This window comes from Desulfosarcina ovata subsp. ovata, from assembly GCF_009689005.1.
GTDB classification, from domain to species: Bacteria; Desulfobacterota; Desulfobacteria; order Desulfobacterales; family Desulfosarcinaceae; genus Desulfosarcina; species Desulfosarcina ovata.
This window is the reverse complement of the sequence record NZ_AP021879.1, coordinates 2,573,601-2,594,059: the sequence shown is the minus strand read 5'-3', so window position 1 is coordinate 2,594,059 and position 20,459 is coordinate 2,573,601. Positions and strand designations below refer to the sequence as shown.

15 protein-coding genes and 1 pseudogene are annotated in these 20,459 nt (G+C 53.1%); 14 read left to right on the top strand and 2 right to left on the bottom strand.

Going from position 1 to position 20,459, the window contains the following annotated elements; genetic code table 11:
* Positions 1-7: 7 nt before the first annotated feature.
* Entirely contained in the window at positions 8-469 is a 462-nt protein-coding gene (locus tag GN112_RS11630; RefSeq protein WP_155310371.1) for a TonB-dependent receptor domain-containing protein, read from the bottom strand.
* Between the two features lie 525 nt (positions 470-994).
* Between GN112_RS11630 and bchH the strand changes: the two genes are divergently transcribed.
* The 10 genes and pseudogenes from bchH to GN112_RS11585 all read left to right on the top strand — a co-directional run bounded on the left by bchH (position 995) and on the right by GN112_RS11585 (position 14,103).
* Positions 995-4,756: a magnesium chelatase subunit H gene (gene bchH / locus GN112_RS11625; RefSeq protein ID WP_162458891.1), complete on the top strand. Its 3,762-nt coding sequence runs from the start codon at positions 995-997 to the stop codon at positions 4,754-4,756.
* Entirely contained in the window at positions 4,753-5,394 is a 642-nt protein-coding gene (locus GN112_RS11620) for a hypothetical protein (protein ID WP_155310369.1), read from the top strand. The genes bchH and GN112_RS11620 overlap by 4 nt, the downstream gene beginning before the upstream one ends.
* A 3-nt stretch (positions 5,395-5,397) precedes the next feature.
* The gene (locus tag GN112_RS11615) at positions 5,398-6,105 is read left to right on the top strand and encodes an energy-coupling factor transporter transmembrane component T family protein (RefSeq protein WP_155310368.1); all 708 of its coding nucleotides are present in this window, start codon (positions 5,398-5,400) and stop codon (positions 6,103-6,105) included.
* Complete coding sequence (locus GN112_RS11610; RefSeq protein WP_162458890.1) at positions 6,102-7,448, top strand: ABC transporter ATP-binding protein; 1,347 nt, start codon at positions 6,102-6,104, stop codon at positions 7,446-7,448. The genes GN112_RS11615 and GN112_RS11610 overlap by 4 nt, the downstream gene beginning before the upstream one ends.
* Positions 7,449-7,533: 85 nt before the next feature.
* The gene (locus GN112_RS11605; protein WP_155310366.1) at positions 7,534-9,597 is read left to right on the top strand and encodes a TonB-dependent receptor plug domain-containing protein; all 2,064 of its coding nucleotides are present in this window, start codon (positions 7,534-7,536) and stop codon (positions 9,595-9,597) included.
* A gap of 217 nt (positions 9,598-9,814) precedes the next feature.
* Positions 9,815-10,012 (top strand): annotated as a pseudogene (locus GN112_RS35235) (DUF6399 domain-containing protein); the annotation flags it as partial.
* A gap of 24 nt (positions 10,013-10,036) precedes the next feature.
* Positions 10,037-11,257, top strand: coding sequence for a hemolysin family protein (locus GN112_RS11600; RefSeq protein ID WP_231716994.1), 1,221 nt, complete (start codon positions 10,037-10,039; stop codon positions 11,255-11,257).
* Positions 11,258-11,878: 621 nt separating this feature from the next.
* Positions 11,879-12,703: a methyltetrahydrofolate cobalamin methyltransferase gene (locus GN112_RS11595; RefSeq protein WP_155310365.1), complete on the top strand. Its 825-nt coding sequence runs from the start codon at positions 11,879-11,881 to the stop codon at positions 12,701-12,703.
* Positions 12,700-13,335: a cobalamin B12-binding domain-containing protein gene (locus GN112_RS11590; protein WP_197743314.1), complete on the top strand. Its 636-nt coding sequence runs from the start codon at positions 12,700-12,702 to the stop codon at positions 13,333-13,335. The genes GN112_RS11595 and GN112_RS11590 overlap by 4 nt, the downstream gene beginning before the upstream one ends.
* Positions 13,336-13,359: 24 nt before the next feature.
* Complete coding sequence (locus GN112_RS11585) at positions 13,360-14,103, top strand: uroporphyrinogen decarboxylase/cobalamine-independent methonine synthase family protein (RefSeq protein ID WP_155310364.1); 744 nt, start codon at positions 13,360-13,362, stop codon at positions 14,101-14,103.
* Between the two features lie 397 nt (positions 14,104-14,500).
* Here the strand turns inward: GN112_RS11585 and GN112_RS11580 are convergent, their stop codons facing one another.
* Positions 14,501-15,619, bottom strand: a complete 1,119-nt coding sequence (locus GN112_RS11580) for an IS110 family RNA-guided transposase (RefSeq protein ID WP_155310363.1) — start codon at positions 15,617-15,619, stop codon at positions 14,501-14,503.
* Positions 15,620-15,756: 137 nt separating this feature from the next.
* Here GN112_RS11580 and GN112_RS11575 point away from each other — a divergent pair, with 137 nt between their 5' ends.
* The 4 genes from GN112_RS11575 (at position 15,757) to GN112_RS11560 (ending at position 20,417) form a co-directional block, all read left to right on the top strand.
* On the top strand, positions 15,757-16,287 hold the full coding sequence (locus tag GN112_RS11575) for a uroporphyrinogen decarboxylase family protein (RefSeq protein ID WP_155310362.1): 531 nt from the start codon (positions 15,757-15,759) through the stop codon (positions 16,285-16,287).
* 17 nt (positions 16,288-16,304) lie between these two features.
* A complete protein-coding gene (locus GN112_RS11570; protein WP_155310361.1) occupies positions 16,305-16,457 on the top strand; it encodes a hypothetical protein in 153 nt (50 codons plus the stop codon).
* A 92-nt stretch (positions 16,458-16,549) separates the two neighbouring features.
* Positions 16,550-18,532, top strand: coding sequence for a hydantoinase/oxoprolinase family protein (locus GN112_RS11565; RefSeq protein WP_162458889.1), 1,983 nt, complete (start codon positions 16,550-16,552; stop codon positions 18,530-18,532).
* A 52-nt stretch (positions 18,533-18,584) separates the two neighbouring features.
* Positions 18,585-20,417, top strand: coding sequence for an ASKHA domain-containing protein (locus GN112_RS11560; RefSeq protein WP_162458888.1), 1,833 nt, complete (start codon positions 18,585-18,587; stop codon positions 20,415-20,417).
* Positions 20,418-20,459 lie beyond the last annotated feature (42 nt).

Sequence of the window (20,459 nt, the reverse complement as noted above, 5' to 3'; positions counted from 1 at the left end):
GCTGCACCTATATTTTGAATTCACAGCCAATCAGGAACACCCGGCCGGGCTGATAGCGCGTATAGGTGAACTCGCGGTAATCCGAATCGAACAGATTGGTTCCATTGGCGAACAGACTCACATGCGTTCCGATATCCAAACCCAGGGAGAGATCCCAGACAAAAAAACCGGACACTTCGCGGGGTTCATCCACGCTGTATTCGCCGATATAGATATCATCCTGGCCACGGCCCCTGAGGGTCGTCCAGAAGCGGAAACGATCGAACGACTGATCGTAGGTATAGGCAATGGACCCCAGCCAGTGCGGACTTCTCTCCAAGCGATCGCCCGTTTCATCGTTGGTCGCCTCCATATAGGTCAGCGTGGCTGAGATGCGGTGGTTTTCGGCGAGATCGAGAGAGAATTCCGATTCAATGCCCTTCATCGTGGCTTCGTCGATATTGTCATGATACTCAATAGAAACTCCCACGCCACAGTACGTACTTCCAGCTCATCCACATCCACTGCTGCCGAGACCGCACGCAACACGCAAAGCGACATTTCCCCTCTCCGGAGGATGTCGCCACCCAACTATTTTTCACTTGCCTATTTCACCAAAAAAAGAAGGCCGATAAGCAAACAAAAAGGCCACGAACGCTCTTTCCCCTGTCGGGAATAGAGACCTTCGTGGCCTTTTGTTTCCTATCCGATTAAAACCGTAAGGGCGTTCGAACCGAAACAGCTTCTATAGTAAATTATCGAATCATCAGGTCGACTTCAGCCGCCTTGCGTGATCCGTTCAGTAATGCAGTCCGGTTGAGAAGTCAAGGCGTTTTATTGGGCATATAATCTTGACGTGACCGGCACCACTTTGCTATAGGCAGTCTGATTGGTCATGAAGGCCATTTCTGTTTTTGATCGACCCAAAAATACAAATCAAACCAAACAGCCATGAAGGCGAATGCCCCTTTGGACAAAGGGCCGCTGCATGGCTGTTTCTTTTTTCAGGACCGGTATGAACAGACCCGGATTCACCTTTATTATCAACGCCTCCTTGACCGAGTCCCTGCTGGAAGGCGTGGAACGCTTTTACCAGGTGCATGGCAAACTGTTTTCCGCCCGTCTGTTCTCAACCCATGATATCGAAGAAGAGGCCATTTCTCCAGATGCCGTCCGGTCGGCACTGATATCCGCGTCCATGGTTTTCCTGGATATCCGGGGTGGTGGAAAAGCATTGGGCGTGGCCGCCGGCGCATTGGCGCAAACGAAAACACCCGTGGCGCTTCTGGTGGGTGGCTCGCCGGAATGCATGTCACTGGTACGACTGGGATCGTTTTCCATGCGGCAGGCGATGGCCCGCGCCGGGAAGAAAGGGAAGGGGTCGCGTCCGGGGAAATCGTTCAATCTTCGCTCCGCACGGCGAATGATGGATTGGATCGAGAAAGGCGGAACTCTTTTTCCCTTCGGCAAGCTCCGCCACGCCCGCAACTGGGCCCGCATGATGCGTTACTGGCAACATGGGGGCGGGGAAAACATCAAGAACATGCTGGCCTTCGCCGGGCGGGAATATGCCGGGTTCAAGATTGCCAAACCGCCGGTCCCCCGGGAATACCCGGATTGCGGCATCTACGACCCGCTGTCCGGATTCACTCACGATGATTTGGATGCCTACGTCGCGTCCATTGATTGGAACCCCGACCTTCCCACCGTCGGTCTTTTGTTTTACGGGGGGATGCATTTTTCGCAAAGTGTGGTTCCCGCGCGGGCGCTGGCGCAGTGGTTGAGATCGCACCAGATGGCCAACATCGTGCCGGTGTTCTCCACCGCTACCGACAACATGCAGGCCATACGAAAGTATTTTTTCGATCACCAGACCCCTTTTGTGGATGCCGTGGTCTACTTGCAGTGGTTTTCCCTGAACACATTTACCGACGCCGCCCCGGATCAAGCCGTGGCGCTCCTGAAAGAACTGGGTGTGCCCGTGTTTTCCGGGGTCCCCATGTTTGGCCGGGAAATCGATGCCTGGCGCGAATCCGTTCAGGGCCTGTCGCCCATCGAGGTGTTGACGACGGTGATCCTGCCCGAAACCGACGGAATGATCGAACCGCTGCCCTCCTGCGGCCTCGTGGAACAATCTCATCCGGAAATTGAGGGGGCGGTGAAAAAGGTGGTTCCCATTCAGGGCCGCATCGCCCACATGGCCGGCCGGATCGGGAAATGGACGGCCCTTTCCCGCAAACGCAACAGCGAAAAGCGGGTCGCTTTCATTGTCTACGACAATCCGCCGGGTGAGGACAACCTGGGCAATGCCGCCTATATTGACACGTTCGCCAGCTTGAAAAAGCTATTCGGTATCATGGCCGAGCGTGGCTATAGCGTGTCGGGCGTGCCGGAGAAGCAAGGCTTGCACGAGTATTTCCTTTCCCGCCAACTGGTCAATCTGGCCCGCTGGGGAGACGTGCGGGAGTCGTTCAAGCACGGCCGGATGGTGAGCGTCAACCAGTACCAAGGCCTGCTGGAAACCCTGCCGGCCGGCGACGAGATCGCCCCCCAATGGGGGCCGCCGCCCGGCGAAATCATGTGCGAAGATGACCGCTTGCTGATCCCGGCGGTCGAATTCGGCAATCTGCTGGTGGGTCTGCAGCCGGCGCGCGGGTACCATGCCGACCCGGACAAGATCAGTCACGACAAGACCCTGCCGCCCCACCACCAGTATGTGGCTTTCTACCGCTGGCTGGAAGAACACTGGCGGCCGGATTGCGTCGTCCACGTCGGTACCCACGGCACCCTTGAATTTCTCAAGGGCAAGGAGACGGGCATGAGCGGCCGCTGCTTTCCCTCATCCCTTCTGGGGAACGTGCCGCACCTTTACTTCTACCATGTGGTCAATGCGTCCGAGGCCACCATTGCCAAACGGCGCAGCCTGGGGGTCCTGGTCAATTACAACTCCCCGGCATTCACGGCCGGCGGCCTTTACGACGAGTACGAGTCCCTGGACCAACTCATCGCTGAAACCATTGAGGCGCGCACCCTGGAACCGGCACGCGCCGAAAGACTCTCCGAACGCGTCATGCAGAAGGCGGCCCAACTCAACTTCGCCTGCGAAACGGTGGAGTCGGTTCAGGAAGAGATTTCGATGATGAAGCGCGCCATCATTCCCAAGGGGCTTCATCTCCTGGGCGAAGGAATCGATGCCAACGGGCAGCTGGATTTCGCCACCTTTTTTCTGCGTTATGACAGGGGCCGAACGCCTTCCCTCCACCGCCGGCTCTGCGAAGCACAAGGCCTTTCCTATGAGGATCTGCTCCGCCCGGGAAAGGCCGGCAATGCCGTCGATCCCCGTGCCCTCGAGAAGATCGATGCCAACGTCCGTACCATCGTCGAAGCGGCATGCAAAGACGACTGCCTGCCCGGGACAGAGCCCGAACGCAGCGCCGTTTTACAGGCCATCACCGCCGCCAAAAACCTCGGCGGGGATTTGGAGATTGAGAATTTCCTGGCCGGTCTTTCCGGAAAATATATCGCGCCCGGCCTGGGCGGCGACCCCCTGCGCACGCCGGAAGTACTTCCGACCGGTCGCAATTCGTACCAGTTCGATCCCCGGCTGGTGCCTTCGGAAGAGGCCTGCCGGCGGGGGTGGGAAATCGCCGACAACACCCTGGCCCATTATTACGCCTTGAACGGTGCCTACCCGGACAGTACGGCGGTGATCCTCTGGGGATTCGAAACCACCAAAACCCGGGGAGAGACCGTAGGGCAGATTCTGGCCTATCTTGGGGTCCGAGTACGCCACGATTCCAACCCCTACTACAAAAAGCTCGAAGCGGTGCCCCTCGAGGAACTGGGGCGTCCCCGGGTGGACTGCATGGTGCAGATCTGCGGGTTTTTTCGCGATATGTTCCCCACGGTCCTGTCCATGATCAACCGCGCCGTGGACCTGGTGGCGGAACTGGACGAGTCCGAGGACAAGAATTTCGTCCGCAAAAACACCCGGGCCATGAAGGCGCGGCTGGAGGGTTCGGTCGCTCCGGAACAGCTGGACCGGATTGCCCGCGGCCGGGTGTTCGGGCCCAGGCCGGGAGAGTACGGCACGCGGACCACCGGACTGATCGAAACCGGGGCCTGGACCAGCGAAACGGAGATCAGCGATCTTTTCACGGCCACGATGAGTCATCTCTATGCGGATAACCTGCATGGCCAGCGCTGCCTGGATGCCTACCGGCATCGTCTCGCCAGCGTGGATCTGGTCAGCCAGGTCCGGGATACCCACGAATACGAGATCATGGATCTGGACCACTACTACGAATTCTTCGGCGGCCTCTCCCGGACCGTTGAATCGGTGAAAGGCCGGGCGCCTGCCATGCTGATCACCGATACCACCAAGGAGATCCTGCTTACCGAGACCGTGGGCGAGTCCCTGAACCGGGGGATCCGGTCCCGTCTGCTCAATCCCCGATGGATCGACGGACTGCTGGCCCACGATTATCACGGTGCCCAGAAGATCAGCGACCGTGTGGAATACCTGATCGGTTTCGCCGCCACCACCCACGCCGTGGAAAACTGGATCTGGTCCAAGGTGACCGAGCGTTACATCGCCGATTCTGAGATGTTCGCCCGCATGTGTGCAAACAACCGGTTTGCCGTGGAGTCGATGATCAAACGCCTGCTGGAGGCGGAAAAGCGGGACTATTGGAATCCCACGGAAACGGAAAAACAACTGCTCATGGATCGCTACATGGAACTCGAAGGCATGATCGAAGAAAGGATGGAGCCGTGAGAGATGCAACCGCTTTGACCGAGCCGGCCGGCAGTCCGCCGGCAGCCGCGCCATCCGGGCCGGGCGCTCTATCGGCAGTGAAACCCACGTCCCGGAAGACCTATTGGGAGACCCGCGAATACGTGTTCGCCGCCATGATCGCCGCCGCACTGCTGGTGGTGGCCAGTGTGGTCATCCCCTTCACCTTGCCCCTGCGCATTCCCGGGCTGGCCAATGCGGTCAACGGCCTTTTCGGCTCTTTTTTCGTGGTCATCGGGCTGGCGCGGCTGCGCCGGCCGGGATCGCTGATCCTGATTACCGGCATCTACTCCCTGATCTGCCTGATGGTATCGCCGATCATTTTCGGGTTCGTGCTTTGCGGCGGGCTTTTCGGGGAAGTCGTCTGCAGCCTGCTGTTTCGCGGATACAGGGGAAAAATCGCCCCGGTGGCCGGTGCGGTGCTGTACGAAATGGGGATGTTTCCGGCCGCCATGCTCCTCTCCTTTTTCTTCTTGCCCGACCGCTATTCCGGGATCGCCTGGTGGGTCTTTATCGTCGCCGAGGCAGCAATTTTCTGTACCAGCCTTGCCGGAGCAATGGCCGGTCTCAAGGTGGCCAAAGAGCTTTCCATGGCGGGAAAGCTGCGCCTGGAAAAGTGACCGGTGATCGGCGCATTCCCATCGGCCCGAGAGACCGCCGTCCATCGCCTGCATCCGTTTTCCAAGATGGCGGTGGGGATGGGCGTGACCGTGTATGCGCTTATCCTGGTGGACCCGGTGGCGCTGTTTATCCTCCTGGCGTTTCTCCTTTGCGTTGCCGGTATGGCCGGCGTGCGCATTTCCGCTCGTCGATGGCTGGGCCTGCTGATCTTTTTTACCATTTTTGCCGCCTTGAATTTCTCGGCCAGCGATGATCATGCCCATGCCTTGGCCTATTGCCTGCGCCTTGCGGTTTTCATGGCTGCGGTTCCGGTCATGGCGGCAACCACCGCGCCCCAGGAGATGGTCCGTGCCCTGACCCGGGTTCATTTGCCCCCGGGACTGATTGTTTCCCTGCTCCTGGTCTGGCGGTTTTTTCCGGTCATGGCCGCCGAGGTCAGGGAGATGCGGCAGGCGGCGCTTCTTCGGGGCAGGCGCATGGGTGGCGTCTGGATGCGTTTTTACCGCGGATCGATGGTTCCCCTTGCCTTTGCCGTGGTTGAGTACAGTGACAAGATCGCTTTGGCCCTTGAAATCCGTGGGTTTAATCCCGGTGCCAGGCGCTCCTGCTATGCGCTGCCCCGGTTTAAGCGCGGTGACGCCGTCTATTTGGCCCTTGCGGCCGTCGTCTGCCTGCTGGCGGCGGGCATTCAATGGGGAGGGCGGCCTTGATCCGGGCTTCGCGCATGCGGTTCCGATACCCGGGCCGCGGCGAAGATGCCTTGGCCGGCCTGGATCTGGATGTGGGGCCCGGTGAGATCGCTCTCATATCGGGGCCCACGGGATGCGGCAAATCGACACTGGGGATGGCCTTGTGCGGCGCCATTCCTCATTTGATTGCCGGTTCGCTGGATGGGGATTTGAACGTTTGCGGCCAGCGTCCGGACCGGCGGGCGGTCCGGGAGACGGCCCGGGATCTGGGGCTTCTCCTCCAGAACGTCGAGTTCATGACCTTCACGGAAAAGGTCGATGACGAGATCGCCTTTGGTCTGGAAAACTTCGCCGTCGAGCCGGACCGCATGGACGCCCTGATTCAAGGGGCGCTGGATCGTGTCGAGGCGGCCCATTTGCGGCATCGAAAAATCGTGACGCTTTCGTCCGGTGAACGCCAACGGGTGCTGATGGCCGCCCTTCTGGCCCTGGATCAGCGCGTACTGGTCCTGGACGAACCATTGGCTTTTCTCGACCGGCAGGCCCAACGACGGCTGCTTGCGATTCTGACGGAAATCGCCCAATCCGGCCGTACGGTGCTGGTCTTCGAGCACCGCCGGGACATGCTCCGTTCCGTGGCCTCGACGGAATTGTACATGACCGGTGGCCGCTGGGACGACGCACCGGAATCGGTTTCGCGCTTTGCGGTCATGCCGGAAGGATCGGCCGGCGAAACCCTGCTGGCCTTTGACGATGTCGCTTTTGCCTGGCCGGGGGATTCGCGGCAACTGTTCACCGGCCTATCCTTTGCGGTGCGTGCCGGCGAGAGTGTGGCGCTATTGGGAAACAACGGATGCGGGAAGACGACCCTCTTCCGCCTGGCCATGGGACTGCTGAAACCCTCGCAAGGCACCGTTCGGACCTGTGCGCTGGACCCTTCCAAAGAGCCCCCCGCCCGGATCGCCGAACAGGCGGCCTATATTTTCCAGCAGCCTGACCATCAGCTTTACCTGACCACCGTGACGGATGAGGTGGCTGCCCAGTCAAACGGATGGGCGGCGGCCGATCGTGAAATGCGCGACCTGGACCTGTTGGCTTTGGCCGACCGGCACCCTCGCTCCCTCTCCATGGGACAAAAGCGGCGCGTTACCATCGCTGCCGCCTGCGCCCGCCGGCCGAAACTGATGTTGCTTGACGAACCGTCGGTAGGCCTTGACGATCGGAGCCTGGCGCTGGTGCTGGCAAGACTTTCCCGGCACATCGAAGGCGGTGGCGCGGCACTGGTCGCCACCCACGATCAGCGCGTGGCAGACGCCCTGGCCCACCGGCGGGTGAGGTTGCAGATGCAGACAAAAGGCGCATGAAGCGCCATTTTAGAAAAAGGAAAACAAACTTATCGAAAGGACCGGGCCACGTCGGCAGCGAAGGCCATCGGATGAAAAACGGCCCATGACCAACCAGAAAAGGGGATTGAAGATGAAGCAGAAATGGATTTTTGTACCGGTCTTCGTGTTGTCGCTGTCTTGTTTCGGGGCGCCGCGCGTCCATGCCACCAGCGAGCCGACCAAATTGGAGCCCGTGATCGTGACCGCCACCAAAACCGAAAAAGACCTAGAAAAGGTACCGGCCGTGGTCACGGTTATCAGCCAGGAGGAGATTCAGCAGACCCCGGCCCGGACCGTCGGCGACCTTCTCGCCAACCTTCCCGGCGTCTATGTCAACGAACCGCAGGGGGTCGGACTGGTGACGCCCCAATCCATGACCATCAGCGGACTGGGATCGGCAGGGCACACCCTGGTCCTCATGGATGGCCAGAAGGTCAACACGCCCTTTACCGATTACGCCTATTTGACTACCCTGCCGGTGCGGGCCGTGGATCGGATCGAGGTGCTTCGGGGTCCCTATTCGGCGCTTTACGGCTCCTCGGCAGGGGGCGGCATCATCAACATCATCACCAAGGACGGTGGCGGTCAAAACTACATTCAACCCTGGGGTGATGCGGGCAACTTTGATCGCTACGATTATGGGCTGGACGCCGGCCTGAATTTCGGAAATTTTTCATTGGGAATTTTTTACGATCATAAGGAAGTGGACAACTACATGCTTTACGAAGATAAAGGCGTCGATACGGAAAACCGGGATTATGATCACGACCGTTTTCACGCCAAGCTCACCGGTACCCTTGGTGACAAGACCAACATCGCGATTTCCGGTGGTACCGTGGATGGCGAGACCCAATACGGCGTGGGCGACAATCTGGGTGTCTATTGCCATCAGGATATCAAGCACCCGTACGTGAACGCGCAACTGGAAAGCTTCCTGTCGGATCGGTGGATCCTCAAGGCCCAGGCGGACTGGCTGCGGTCCGAGCACAACTATTCCGGCGAAACCCTGGAAACGATCAACTGGATCAACACGGGATACGCCACCATTCCCAACTTTGTGTACAAGGAATCCTTGAACGACACCGTGGCGGACCGCTACCATGGCGATCTCAATACCAGCTGGACCTTTGCCGACCAGCAGATTCTGACCCTGGGGGCCGAGATCTCCTATTTCTCCGTAGAAAAGAAAATAGTGGATGCGGACACGGGAGCGATACTCGATGTTCAGGGCAGGGAAGGAGATGTGACGGACGAGGATGAGACTCAGTATTCGTTTTACGCCCAGTGGGACGGTACTTTTTTCGATACCCTGGAACTGGTTCTCGGCGGGCGATTTGACGATTACGATTCCTATGGAAACGAATTTTCACCCAAGGCCGCCATCCGCTGGAACTATATCCCCGGCGGTAATATCAAGCTTTCCGCCGGAAAGGGCTTCAAAGCTCCCTCCCTGAGCCAGCTCTATTCCGTGCCGTGGTCAATCTCTTCGTTTATCGTGTACCAGGGAAACCCGGATCTTGATGCTGAAACCGTGTGGGCCTACCAGGCATCGGTCGAACAACGCCTGTTTGATGACGCCTTCTTTGTCCGGGTGACGCCCTATTTTTCCAAGGCCGACGATTTTATCACCAGCGTGCGTTATGATGATCCGCTCAACGATGGCGGCCAGATCATGCAACCGGAAAATGTGGATGAGGTGGAGATCAAGGGGGTGGACGTCGAACTCTCCTACGACATCTCGAGCGGACTGACCCCATTTATCAATTACAACTACAACGAAACCCGGGACAACAACACGAATGCGATCTTAGACGGGTATCCCCGCAACAGTGCTGCCATCGGCCTGCGCTTCAACCTGCCGGTTGCCGACTGTTGTCGAACTTACGGTTCCTATGCGGCCCGCTATCGCGGATCGTGGACCAGCAGCAGTTGGGGGCGGACAACCGTAACCGAGGAAGTGGGCGATTACTGGTATCATACGGCATCCATCGCCTTTCTGTTCAATAAAATGATCGAGGTTAAAGGGGAGTTTTTCAATATTTTCAACGACCGTTCTACAACGGATATCGACGATTACCTTCCTGAATTCAATTATTTGATTGGCGTGTCGTTTAAATATACCTTCTAACCACGCGCGAAAAGGGCCATGGCGGTTCCCTACATCCGCATTTACTAAAAACGGGAACCTTTCATGGCCCTTGTTTTTTGTCCATTGGCGTCAGATGTCCCTAACATCCTTTCCCATCAATGGTTCCGGTTCAATCAGTATTTTGCAAAAAACAACCATGTTCCCCGATCAAGCCTGAGGTGCTGGGTTGCCCAGGTTAATATGACAATTAAAAGCATTTACAGTCATACACAACTATTATATCAGGAGACGGGATGGGACCACAGCTGCTGAAAGATTCTTTGAGGAAAAAACGAACGATCTTTTTGAATTTATCTTGAAAACCGATGATCCGGTGACGGGGGGTGACATCCTGAAACGAGTACCGGGCGAATCGTCCAACCGCGAATTCAGAAAGGCGGATCTGGGCTACTGACGCATTTTCGGAAATGGAGCTGAAATGAGCGATGATCCACAGTCCCGCACCGGTGGTGGACGGATGGCCATACTGGCAGGAAGCCTGATGTGGGCCGTATGTGCCATTGTGCCGGTGATCCTGTTGGTGTCGCCCGCTATGGCCGTACCTGTGGGATCGGATGGGACGGTCGCCCCGCCAACCAACGCTGATACGCTGCTTTTGATCGCCTATGTTTCACTGGCGCTGGGGGTATCGTTTCTCTGCTCTGTGGCCGAAGCGGTCCTGCTCAGTGTTACACCGGCCTATATCGAGAGTTTGAAACTCAGGCGTCCTGACCGGGCCACCCTTTTGAAGCGGTTGAAACAGGACAACGTGGATCAGTCCCTGGCTGCCATTTTGACCCTCAACACCATCGCTCATACGGTCGGGGCCATCGGGGCCGGTGCCAAGGCAACCACCGTTTTCGGCAGCGCTTGGTTCGGACTGTTCTCTGCCGTGATGACCCTCATGATTCTTTTTCTCTCCGAGATCATTCCCAAAACCATCGGTGCCGTGTACTGGACGAAACTGGCCGGGATGGTCGCCCTTTTCGTGCGTGGCATGATTGTTTTGCTTTATCCAATAGTGTGGATATCGGAGCGGCTGACACGACTGGTGGCGGGAGACAATCCGGTTCATGTGTTCAGCCGTGAGGAGTTCCTCGCCATGGTTCGGGTCGGTGAACAAACCGGCCAGCTGCAAAACAAGGAGTCCCGGATCATCCGCAATCTGTTTCGCTTCGACTCCCTTAACATCGCCGATATCATGACCCCGCGTACCGTTATTTCCGCATTTCCCGACACCATGGCCATGGCTGTGGCCACCGATCGGATGGCAAAATCACCGTTTTCCAGATTTCCGATTTACCGCAAGGACATCGATGATGTTAGCGGCTTTGTGCTTAAGGACGATGTCCTGGTGCTCAGTGCCAAAGGACGCGGCGAGGAACCACTGTTGTCGGCGAGACGCGACATTCTGGCCGTTCCGGAAACCTTGCGGCCGTCCATTCTGCTGGAGACGTTTCTCAAGGACCGGCAGCATATCGCCCTCGTTGTAGACGAATACGGCGGCACCGAAGGGATCGTGACCCTTGAAGATCTGGTTGAGACCCTGATGGGCATGGAAATTGTTGACGAGCGGGATACGGTAGAAGATATGCGCGCCCTGGCGCGCAAGCGATGGGTGGCCCGGGCCCGGGCGCTGGGCGTTGAAATAGAGAAATAGTAACCGATTTATTTCCGGCAACCTTACTATTCTGACGGCCGACAAAATGGAAGTCAATCTCCAGCCGCGTTTTGAACGGTCAAAGCCGGCCGGTTGAATTCGGTTGCCTGCACCGTTAGCTGATTCTGGGGATCGTGCCCATCTGATCGTTCCCCCGTGATTTTGAATCTGTCTGGCCGCGACGTTGCCATTGGCGGTGGGCCAGATGGCGCCAGCCTAAACCCTTTTCTCTTCCCTATTCAATTTATCTCAAATGGGATATTGACAAGAAATAAATTCGATGTATACTTGTATTAACAAGTTAACTCTCGTAGAGAGGGATCGAAACAATCATTCGAGTAAAGCCTTCTGTTGCTGAGGCAATTCAAAAAAGAGCTGTTGAGGCAAGTCAATGCGGGAGGGGCGATTGTCTGGATATCTGCTCCGTTACGAAATCTACCGCGGAATATGATGTATTTGGTTGGCTGATTGATCTTTCTCAGGGTGCAACCGAGACCCCGATTCGTATCGATAGCCCTGATCCTAATTCAATTCATCTTGAGTGGGATGTTGACAAAAGAAATAATTTCGGTGTATACTTGTATTAACAAGTAAACTCTTATAGAGGGAAAGGGCGAAGAAATGTTTATTATTGGCGAAAAAATCAATGGGGCAATACCTTCTGTTGCTGAGGCAATTCAAAAAAGAGATGCTGATTTTGTTCGCGATCTCGCGTTGAAGCAAGTCGATGCGGGTATCAATTATTTGGATATTTGTGCCGGCACCAAACCTACCGAAGAATATGATGCGCTTTGTTGGCTGATCGATATTGTTCAGGGCACAACCGATACCCCGATTTGTATCGATAGTCCCGATCCCAATATGATTAAAAGAGTATTTCCGCGGATCAGCCAGGCGGGCATTATAAATTCAGTTTCCGATGAAGGCAATAAATGCGACATATTATTTCCGTTGCTGCAAAATACAGATTGGCAAGTTATCGCGCTAACTTGCAATAATGATGGCATTCCCGCCGATGCGGATACCAGAGTACATATTGCTTCCGAATTGATCGATAAGGCTGCCGGTTATGATATCAGCCCAGAGCGCCTCCATATCGATCCATTGGTAATGTCTCTTGCCACGGTAAGTAAGGCAATGATGATTTTTATGGAAGCTGTCACACGTATTAAAACCGTATATCCTACCGTGAAAATCGCTGCTGGCCTTTCCAATATTTCTTATGGCTTGCCGGTTCGGAAACTCATTAACCAGAATTTCCTCACGCTAGCTCTTTCGGTAGGACTTGATACGGGTATTCTCGATCCGTTGAATCGCGATCTGTATGGGACTCTTTTGGCAGCAGAAGCTTTGCTTGATAAAGACAAACATTGCAGAAAATACAATAATGCATGTCGCACCGGCCGTATTGGTTCCATCAAAAAAATAAAAAAGGAGGGGAAATGATGCTTGACCAAAAAAGACTCAAAGAGGTAATGGGCGATTTGAAAGAAGAAGAGCTGTATGCAATTCTCAAGGATGTCATGAAAGACGGTGGAAAGGATGCCCCTAAAGCAATGGATGCTTTGCGCGAGGGCATGGATGTCATTGGTAAACTCTATGAGAGCGGGGAATATTTTGTTAGCGATTTAATCTATGCGGGTGAATTGATGACCGAATCCGTCGAAATCCTAAGAGATGCGCTTGTTGGTCCGAACAGCACTACGAAGAAAGGCAAACTGTTAATTTGTACCGTTGAAGGAGATCTGCATGACATTGGCAAGAATATTGTCAAGGCAATGATGGTTGCCGCCGGGTTTGAAGTGGTCGATCTTGGAATTGATGTTAAACCCGAAGAAATTGTCAAGACGGCAAAAGAACAGGGTATCAAGATCATTGCTCTGAGCAGTTGCCTTACGCTTGCGGTGGAATCCATGGAAAAGACCGTTGCCGCCTTTAAGGAAAACGGCATGCGCGATCAGGTCAAGATTTTGATCGGCGGCAATCCTGTGAACGAAGCAATCTGCAGCTATATCGGTGCCGATGCTTGGGCCCATAGTCCACAGCAAGGCATCAATACCTGCCAGAGCTGGGTCTAATTTTAAGAAAGGAGTGGAAAAACAATGGATAAAAAACAAGCAGAAGCGTTATATCTGGAAAGATGTAAGCTGTTCAGGGATACCATTGCTTTTAAAAAACCGGCGCGTATTCCATATTATGCGAACATTTGGACGTGGAGATGGACCGATGCCGGGTATACGGTATCTGAAGTGTGCCATGATTATGAAAAAGTCAAGATTGCCATGGATCTTTTTTTCTCAAAGTATAAAGTGGACGCCGTTGTTGACTCCGGTGTAAGAAATCCTTTCCCGCTGGTCAATACATTGGGCGACTCCTGGTATGATGATCTTGGCAAAGAAAAATTCAATTGCGATGACAAATATTGTTTTGAGGCGGAACATCTCGATGCCATGAAGGAAAATTTCCTTAAAGCCTTATGGGAAATCGGTCAGTTCAAAAAATTTCCGAATGCTAAAAAATATACCCCCGAACAGTATGCCCAAGCGGCTAAATCCCTGCAGGAATTGTTCGATGTTCGCGACTGGCTCGTACATGATCTTGCCAGAGGCAAATACGGCTGCTATTGTGGCTGGACGCCTAACGTAGTCGGTTTCGAGGTTATGTATCTTTTCTTCCGAGGGATTAAGGGCGTGTCTCTTGATTTGCGCAGAAATCCCCAAAAACTGATATGGTTGAACACTTGTCAAGAGAAAAACCTATCCATACCCAAAAAACTTGGGCCAATAATTTTCATCGAGCGTTTGGATAGAGGCGGGGTCTGCAATAACGACGGTAGAGCACTCTGATATTCGCGGATTGGATACCGCCTGACTAGGCTTCGTCGTGGAGCTGCCTCGGTCTAAAGACGGGAGTTTCGGCCTGAAGGCCTATTCCGATAGCTTTTTCGAGGGTTCTCCAAACCGCGACCGCGCCCCTATCCAAAAGCTCGATGGCTATATTTGTTCTTTGATAAAGCCGATCCTTTCTTGAGCATTTTTAAAATCAATAAGTTCTTTTTCTATTTGCATCATCGATTATAGAGAAGTACTTATCCAGCTTCTTGAGCCGGAGCAACAGTCGCGCTTCTCTCGCCGTCGCTAATTCCCACCCAGCGTGGAAAGTCAGGGCTGTCAAGGCTGCGACCTTAGGGAGCACCCTTTAGGGCTTGGCCTTGATAGGCCTGGGTTTCCACGCTATAACAAATCATCTTTCAGCGGCCACGATTGGAACAGCCCGGGCAATGGCCCAGATGAAACCGGCCAACTCGCGTGCAATCGCGGTGATGACCACGTTATGGTTTTTGCCCTTTGCAATCAACCTGCGGTAGCGGTGGCATAGTCGTAGCTGTGCATTCCAGGCAATATCCAAAACATCGTCCGGCAAGCCTTCCTGGCGTTTACGGATCGCCTTACTTTTCCGGGCCGGCATACGATAGGCCTGAGCCGATTCGATCAACGTCCTGCGGGCATGGGTATTGCCGGTTTTGGTAATGGGGCCTTTTTTGATGGTGCCACCGCTTGAATGCTCCGATGGGATCAGACCCAAATAGGCCATCAGCTGTGCCGGCGTATCGAAACGGCTCAGATCCCCCAGTTCAGCGACGACGGTCACCGCGCTGAGCAAAGAAATCCCCCTGAGCGCTTGCAGAGCCTCGATAACCGGAAGCAATCGACTGGTTTGGCAACATTGCTCAATCGCTTTTTCGATGCGCTTAACGCGGGCCTCATGGTCTCCCATGGCGTCCAGGTATTCGGTAAGGGCAATGTGCTGGGCCGGATGCGGCATCTTCAGATCCGCCAGCCAATTTAAATGCGCTTTACTCCATTTGCTTTTACCTGGATAATTGATCCCTTGTCGCAATAAAAAGGCATTGATCTGTTGTTTGACTTTGCGGAGCGATATTTGGATGTCTTTTCGTGCACGTACCAGGTCACGAAGTGCTTCATCGGCCTGATCGGGGACATACACCGGCGTCAGTTCTCCGGAACGGTGGAGCGTCGCCAGGTGGGTTGCATCTCGGCGATCGTTTTTAACCCGATCACCGGTTTTTTTGGGGATCAGCGCCGGAGCAACGACAACGCAATCGATTCCCTTGCTTGTTAAATGCCTGTAGATTGGATATCCGCATGGACCTGCTTCATAAACACAATGCAATTCGGCGTTTTGTGAAATCAGTTTTCGCATGACGTTATCAATCTGCCCCAGGTCGTTGCTGATTTTTCCATACACTCGAACGTTTCCGTCACGTCCTTCATCGGCGATAGCAATGGTAATCGAATCTTTGTGGACATCTAAACCAACATACTTTACTATCTTGTTCATGGCCTGCCTCCTTGATTTTGGCTCTGTAGTTAGGTTTTTTACGGACCGCTCACTATAACCCACGTTTTCAAGGTTTGGCAGGCCTTTTTATTGCCGTCTTGGTTAACGTTCAACCATATTGTCTAAAAGAAGTTTGCTTGGCCATTGATGAAGTGATCCTCGAGCCTGTCAATGAAAAACTCCGCTCTTTGCCGCGTGGCTATGATATGGAAAAGCCTTTTGATGAATTCAGTTTGATGCTGGCCCATACGGTTCTCAGTGAAAAACAATTTGCTGATATTTATTGGCCGGCTTTCAAAAAATACATCGATACCTTTGTAGAAACCGGTAAACAACTGTTTGTTTTCTCAGAAGGCAATTGGCTCCGCTTTGCTGACTTTTTCGACGAAGTGCCGCGCGGTGTTGTTGCCCTTCAGGTTGAACTGGATGACATTTATGAAGTGCGGAAGAGAAATAAGACGATTACGCTTTGCGGTGGCCTCCAAAATGCGGTCATGAGCCGTGGGACTCCGCAGGAATGCGTGGAAATGGCGAAGAGAGCGATCGATACCCTTGGCCAGGAAGGTGGCTTTATCCTTTCCGAAAATAAAATGTGCTCGTATCCCAACGATGCCAAATCTGAGAACGTGAAGGCCGTCGCCGAATTTGCGTCTCAATATTGGCTGTAAGCGAGGAGGTGTTATCAATGGAAGATAAATATCAGACGGTTGAGAGTTTTGATTCCGTTAAGGAAATCATGAAATACATGGATTACTGCCCACCGGGAACTACCGATGAGGAAAAGCTGAATTACCTGATCAAGTTTGTCCTCGTGGCAATTATTGAATTCAGCGTTTGATCTTGTCTGGAAATGATGAAAACCAGCGCTTTATTCGGTATCGCCGAATAAAGCGCTGCTTGCTTGCGTAGGAAAATAATTTGGCTATGAGGATGGCAATTGGAATAGATACCGGTGGAACCTACACGGATGGCGTACTGATCGATATTGATAAAAAGGAGATGCTTAAGACCGCCAAAACGCCAACCACACATGAAGATTTACGGATATGTATCGATCGCTTATTGACTGACCTGCATCCGAACAAGGGCGGAAATATTGCATTGCTTTCTCTTTCCACGACCTTGGCGACGAATGCTTGTGTCGAGAAAAAGTTTCGCCGCTGCGGACTCATCTTGTTTGGTTCGACGGACAAGGATTTGCAGGCATATGGCCGGTCCGTCGGTTTGGATACCGCTCCGGATACATTTTTTGCCAAGGGTGGTCTTGATATGAGCGGAAACCTCTGCGAAGAGCCCGATTGGCCTGAATTTGAACGGCATATGATGCAATGGCAAAAAGGATTTGATTGCTTTGCCATTGTTTCCAAATGGGGAATGAAGAATACTATTTTGGAAATGACCGCCAAAAAAATACTCTTCGATCTTTGCGATAAACCCATTGTTTGCGGTTGCGAGCTCTCTTCGGAACTGAATTATCTTTGTCGCGCCGTCAATGCTTATTTAAATGCGCAACTCTCTCCTGTTTTTGCAGAATTCATGGATAGTGTAAAGCAGAGCCTGGCGCGCAGGGGGATGTATCCCCAGATCTGTATCGTGCGGGGGGACGGCACGGTCATGAGCGAGGAATATGCCAGGCAAAAGCCGGTGCAAACCTTGCTTTCAGGGCCGGCGGCCAGTGTTTTGGGAGCAGTTGCGCTCTTACCTGCGATGCAAAACGCCGTGGTCATTGATATCGGCGGAACCACCAGTGATGTGTCGATCGTGGAAAATGGTGCCGTGCGCATTTGTGAAACGGGCGCCCGGATTGATGCGTTTCAGACTTCCACGAAAGCCATCGATATTAGTACCGCCTTGCTCGGTGGTGATACGGAAATCGTGGCAGACCTTAAAAATGGCATTCATTGGGGCGAAGGCCGGGTTTGGCCGCTTTCCATGATGGTCGGGCGGTATCCTGCCGTCAAAGAATATTTTGCGGCATTGGATGTCGATCATGGGGCCCATCCTATGGAAGATCTGGTTTTTTATTGTTTGCATAAGGAACCGGGGGCAGCGGCTGGTTCGGCCTTAAACGAAACAGAGCAAGGCACGATTCAACTGTTGAAGGATTGCCCCCAGAGCCTGGGCGCATTAAGAAAACGATTTGGGCATGCGTCTGTGGATCTTGGCCTTGGCTATCTGGAAACCAACGGTTATGTCCGAAAGAGCGCTTTAACACCTACGGACATCATGCATGTGCGTGGAGATTTTATCTCCGGAGATAGGGCAACAGCGGAGAAAGCCGTGCGGTTTTATGCGGACAGATGTGGCTGCGATGGGGAATCGTTTTGCGCGATGATCTATGAAATGATCGCTCAGAAACTGTATAAGCTGGCTGTCAAAAAACTGATAACCGCCGAACCCTCGCTTTTTGCTATTGCTGATTCCGCGGAGATTGACCGCTTATTGGATTTTTCCGCAGGTAAAAGCAACCGATATCTTCATCTAAAATTCAATTCCGATTTTTCCCTTGTCGGTATTGGCGCACCCGCCGGGATCTTTATTCCGAGAGTGGCGGATTACTTCGATGTTTCCTGCCTTGTACCGCCGAATGCGCAAGTTGGCAATGCCGTCGGTGCAATACTTGGGGAAATTTTGGCCAAATGTGAGGTGGAAATCCGAGGTTCTTCTCAACCTTATGAGGTTTCCTGTGTCTCAGGTGAAAAAATTGAGGTCTGCACAACGCTAACGGATGCCGAAGCAGTTGCGTCAAAAGCAGCCAGGAAGGGCGTGCTGAAAGAGTTTTATAAGCGGGGCGGTGTTCATCCGGTGGTAACCGTGGAAAAGAAAAATTTAGAAGCGATTCCGTTTGTTTCCAGCCTGCAAAGTGTTTTCTGCGCGACGGCAAGGTGCAGTATTTTAGATATGATTTCCTGAAATATATAACGTGTCACCGGGAACCTATTCGGTATTATGGATGAGGCGAGACATGCAAGAAACGGTCAATGTAAATTTTGTTTTCGATAATCATGTTTTTAAGGCGGAAAAGGGGATGCTGCTTTCGGAGATATGTTCTCTTGCAGGATATCCGCAGGATATGGTTTGCGGCGGGAAGGGGACTTGCGGAAAATGTGTGGTAGAAATCATTGACGCCGACCAGCCGAAAACCGTATTGTCCTGTCAGTATCCGGTTGTTGATGACATAATCGTGCAGCGCATCGTCAATCCCGCAAACAGAAAAGTGAAGATATTGACAGTGAATACCAGGCTCGATTGCCGTATCAATCCTGACCTGTCTTATCTGCGTTTGACGAAATCGGATTTTGAGCCTGGCTATTGTTCTTCTTTTGCCGCGAAACTCTTGGAAAAATATCAATTGACAATTACCTATCCGGCCCTTAAGCAGCTTTCCCATTTGACCCGGCTGGAAAATCCTGATCTTACTTATACGCTTGTAACCTATAGGAATAAAATTATCGACGCCGTGATCGATGAGGCGAATATACATATTTACGGCGTCGCCATTGATATCGGCACCACGACGGTAGTATGCTACCTATACGATATGACCAATTTTACATTGGTCGGCACGTACTCGGCGCTCAATCAACAAACGGCGTTGGGCGCGGACGTCATTACAAGGATTCATTACTGCGTGAATCACCGGCAGGAGCAAGGGGTCAACGTGCTTCGCCGGCAAATTGTCGATACGATCAACGATTTGCTCAATCAATCTGTCAAGGATGGTGTTGCTCTTAACCATATATACCAGGCAGTATTGTGCGGTAATTCCACTATGCAGCACCTTTTCCTCGGTTTATATCCGGAAAGCCTGGGCATGGTACCGTTCGTTTCAATGAGTCATGATTTTATAGAGGTCAGCGGAAGAGAGGCCGGCCTGCATATCCACCCGGAAGCGGTGGTAACGTTTCTACCGCTGATGGGTGCTTTTGTGGGGGCGGATACAATGAGCGTTCTGGTCAGTCTCCCTGACGATGATAAGGTACGACTGATGTTCGACCTTGGAACCAACGGGGAGATTGCCTGTGGTTCCGCCAAACGATACATGGTCACTTCGACCGCATGCGGACCTGCGTTGGAAGGTGCCGGGCTTGCCTGCGGCATGAGGGCTTCGGCGGGCGCCATTCAGCATTTTCATATAGATGAGAATAAAAATATTCTGCTTGATATCATTGACGATGCACCGGCGATCGGGATATGTGGCAGCGGTATTATAGATATTTATGCGGAACTGCTCAAAAATGGCGTCATCAATGCCCGGGGTCGGATGCTGACTGAGGAAGCCTACGAAAACGAATACGGCAAAGATAATCTCTCATGCCGCCTGGCCAGGGTACATGTGGCCGATCATGAAGTGAACGCGTTTATATTGGCATTTCCGGAAGAAAACGGAAATCATGCGGCTGTTTATTTTACACAATTGGACGCCAGGGAAATACAGAAGGCGAAGGGTGCCATTGCCGCCGGATGTCGTATTCTCACCAGCACTTACGGGATATCGATAGAAGAAGTCGGTGAAATATGCTTGGCCGGCGCGTTTGGAAATTACTTGGATATCAAAAACGCGCAATTTATCGGGCTATTGCCCCAATGCAAAACGGTTGCCGTACATTCGATCGGCAATGGGGCCGGCACCGGGGTACAGTTGTTTTTACTGGACAAGGCGATTTCCCAAAAATGCCGGAAAATACAGAAAAATGCCGTACATCAGGAATTGAACTTGCATCCGGATTTCAATAGAATCTATTTAGAGGAAATGCAATTCATCCATACGGAACGCGCCGATGCAAAAGTCATATAATTTCATGGGGATAAATCCGTACGTAGCCCCCTTGGAACAAAA

Excerpts from the sequence above, each read along its gene's own strand:
- bchH (WP_162458891.1), top strand. The coding sequence starts at position 995 with ATGAACAGACCCGGATTCACCTTTATTATCAACGCCTCCTTGACCGAG.
- GN112_RS11605 (WP_155310366.1), top strand. The coding sequence starts at position 7,534 with ATGACCAACCAGAAAAGGGGATTGAAGATGAAGCAGAAATGGATTTTT.
- GN112_RS11600 (WP_231716994.1), top strand. The coding sequence starts at position 10,037 with ATGAGCGATGATCCACAGTCCCGCACCGGTGGTGGACGGATGGCCATA.
- GN112_RS11595 (WP_155310365.1), top strand. The coding sequence starts at position 11,879 with ATGTTTATTATTGGCGAAAAAATCAATGGGGCAATACCTTCTGTTGCT.
- GN112_RS11590 (WP_197743314.1), top strand. The coding sequence starts at position 12,700 with ATGATGCTTGACCAAAAAAGACTCAAAGAGGTAATGGGCGATTTGAAA.
- GN112_RS11585 (WP_155310364.1), top strand. The coding sequence starts at position 13,360 with ATGGATAAAAAACAAGCAGAAGCGTTATATCTGGAAAGATGTAAGCTG.
- GN112_RS11580 (WP_155310363.1), bottom strand. The coding sequence starts at position 15,619 with ATGAACAAGATAGTAAAGTATGTTGGTTTAGATGTCCACAAAGATTCG.
- GN112_RS11570 (WP_155310361.1), top strand. The coding sequence starts at position 16,305 with ATGGAAGATAAATATCAGACGGTTGAGAGTTTTGATTCCGTTAAGGAA.
- GN112_RS11565 (WP_162458889.1), top strand. The coding sequence starts at position 16,550 with ATGGCAATTGGAATAGATACCGGTGGAACCTACACGGATGGCGTACTG.
- GN112_RS11560 (WP_162458888.1), top strand. The coding sequence starts at position 18,585 with ATGCAAGAAACGGTCAATGTAAATTTTGTTTTCGATAATCATGTTTTT.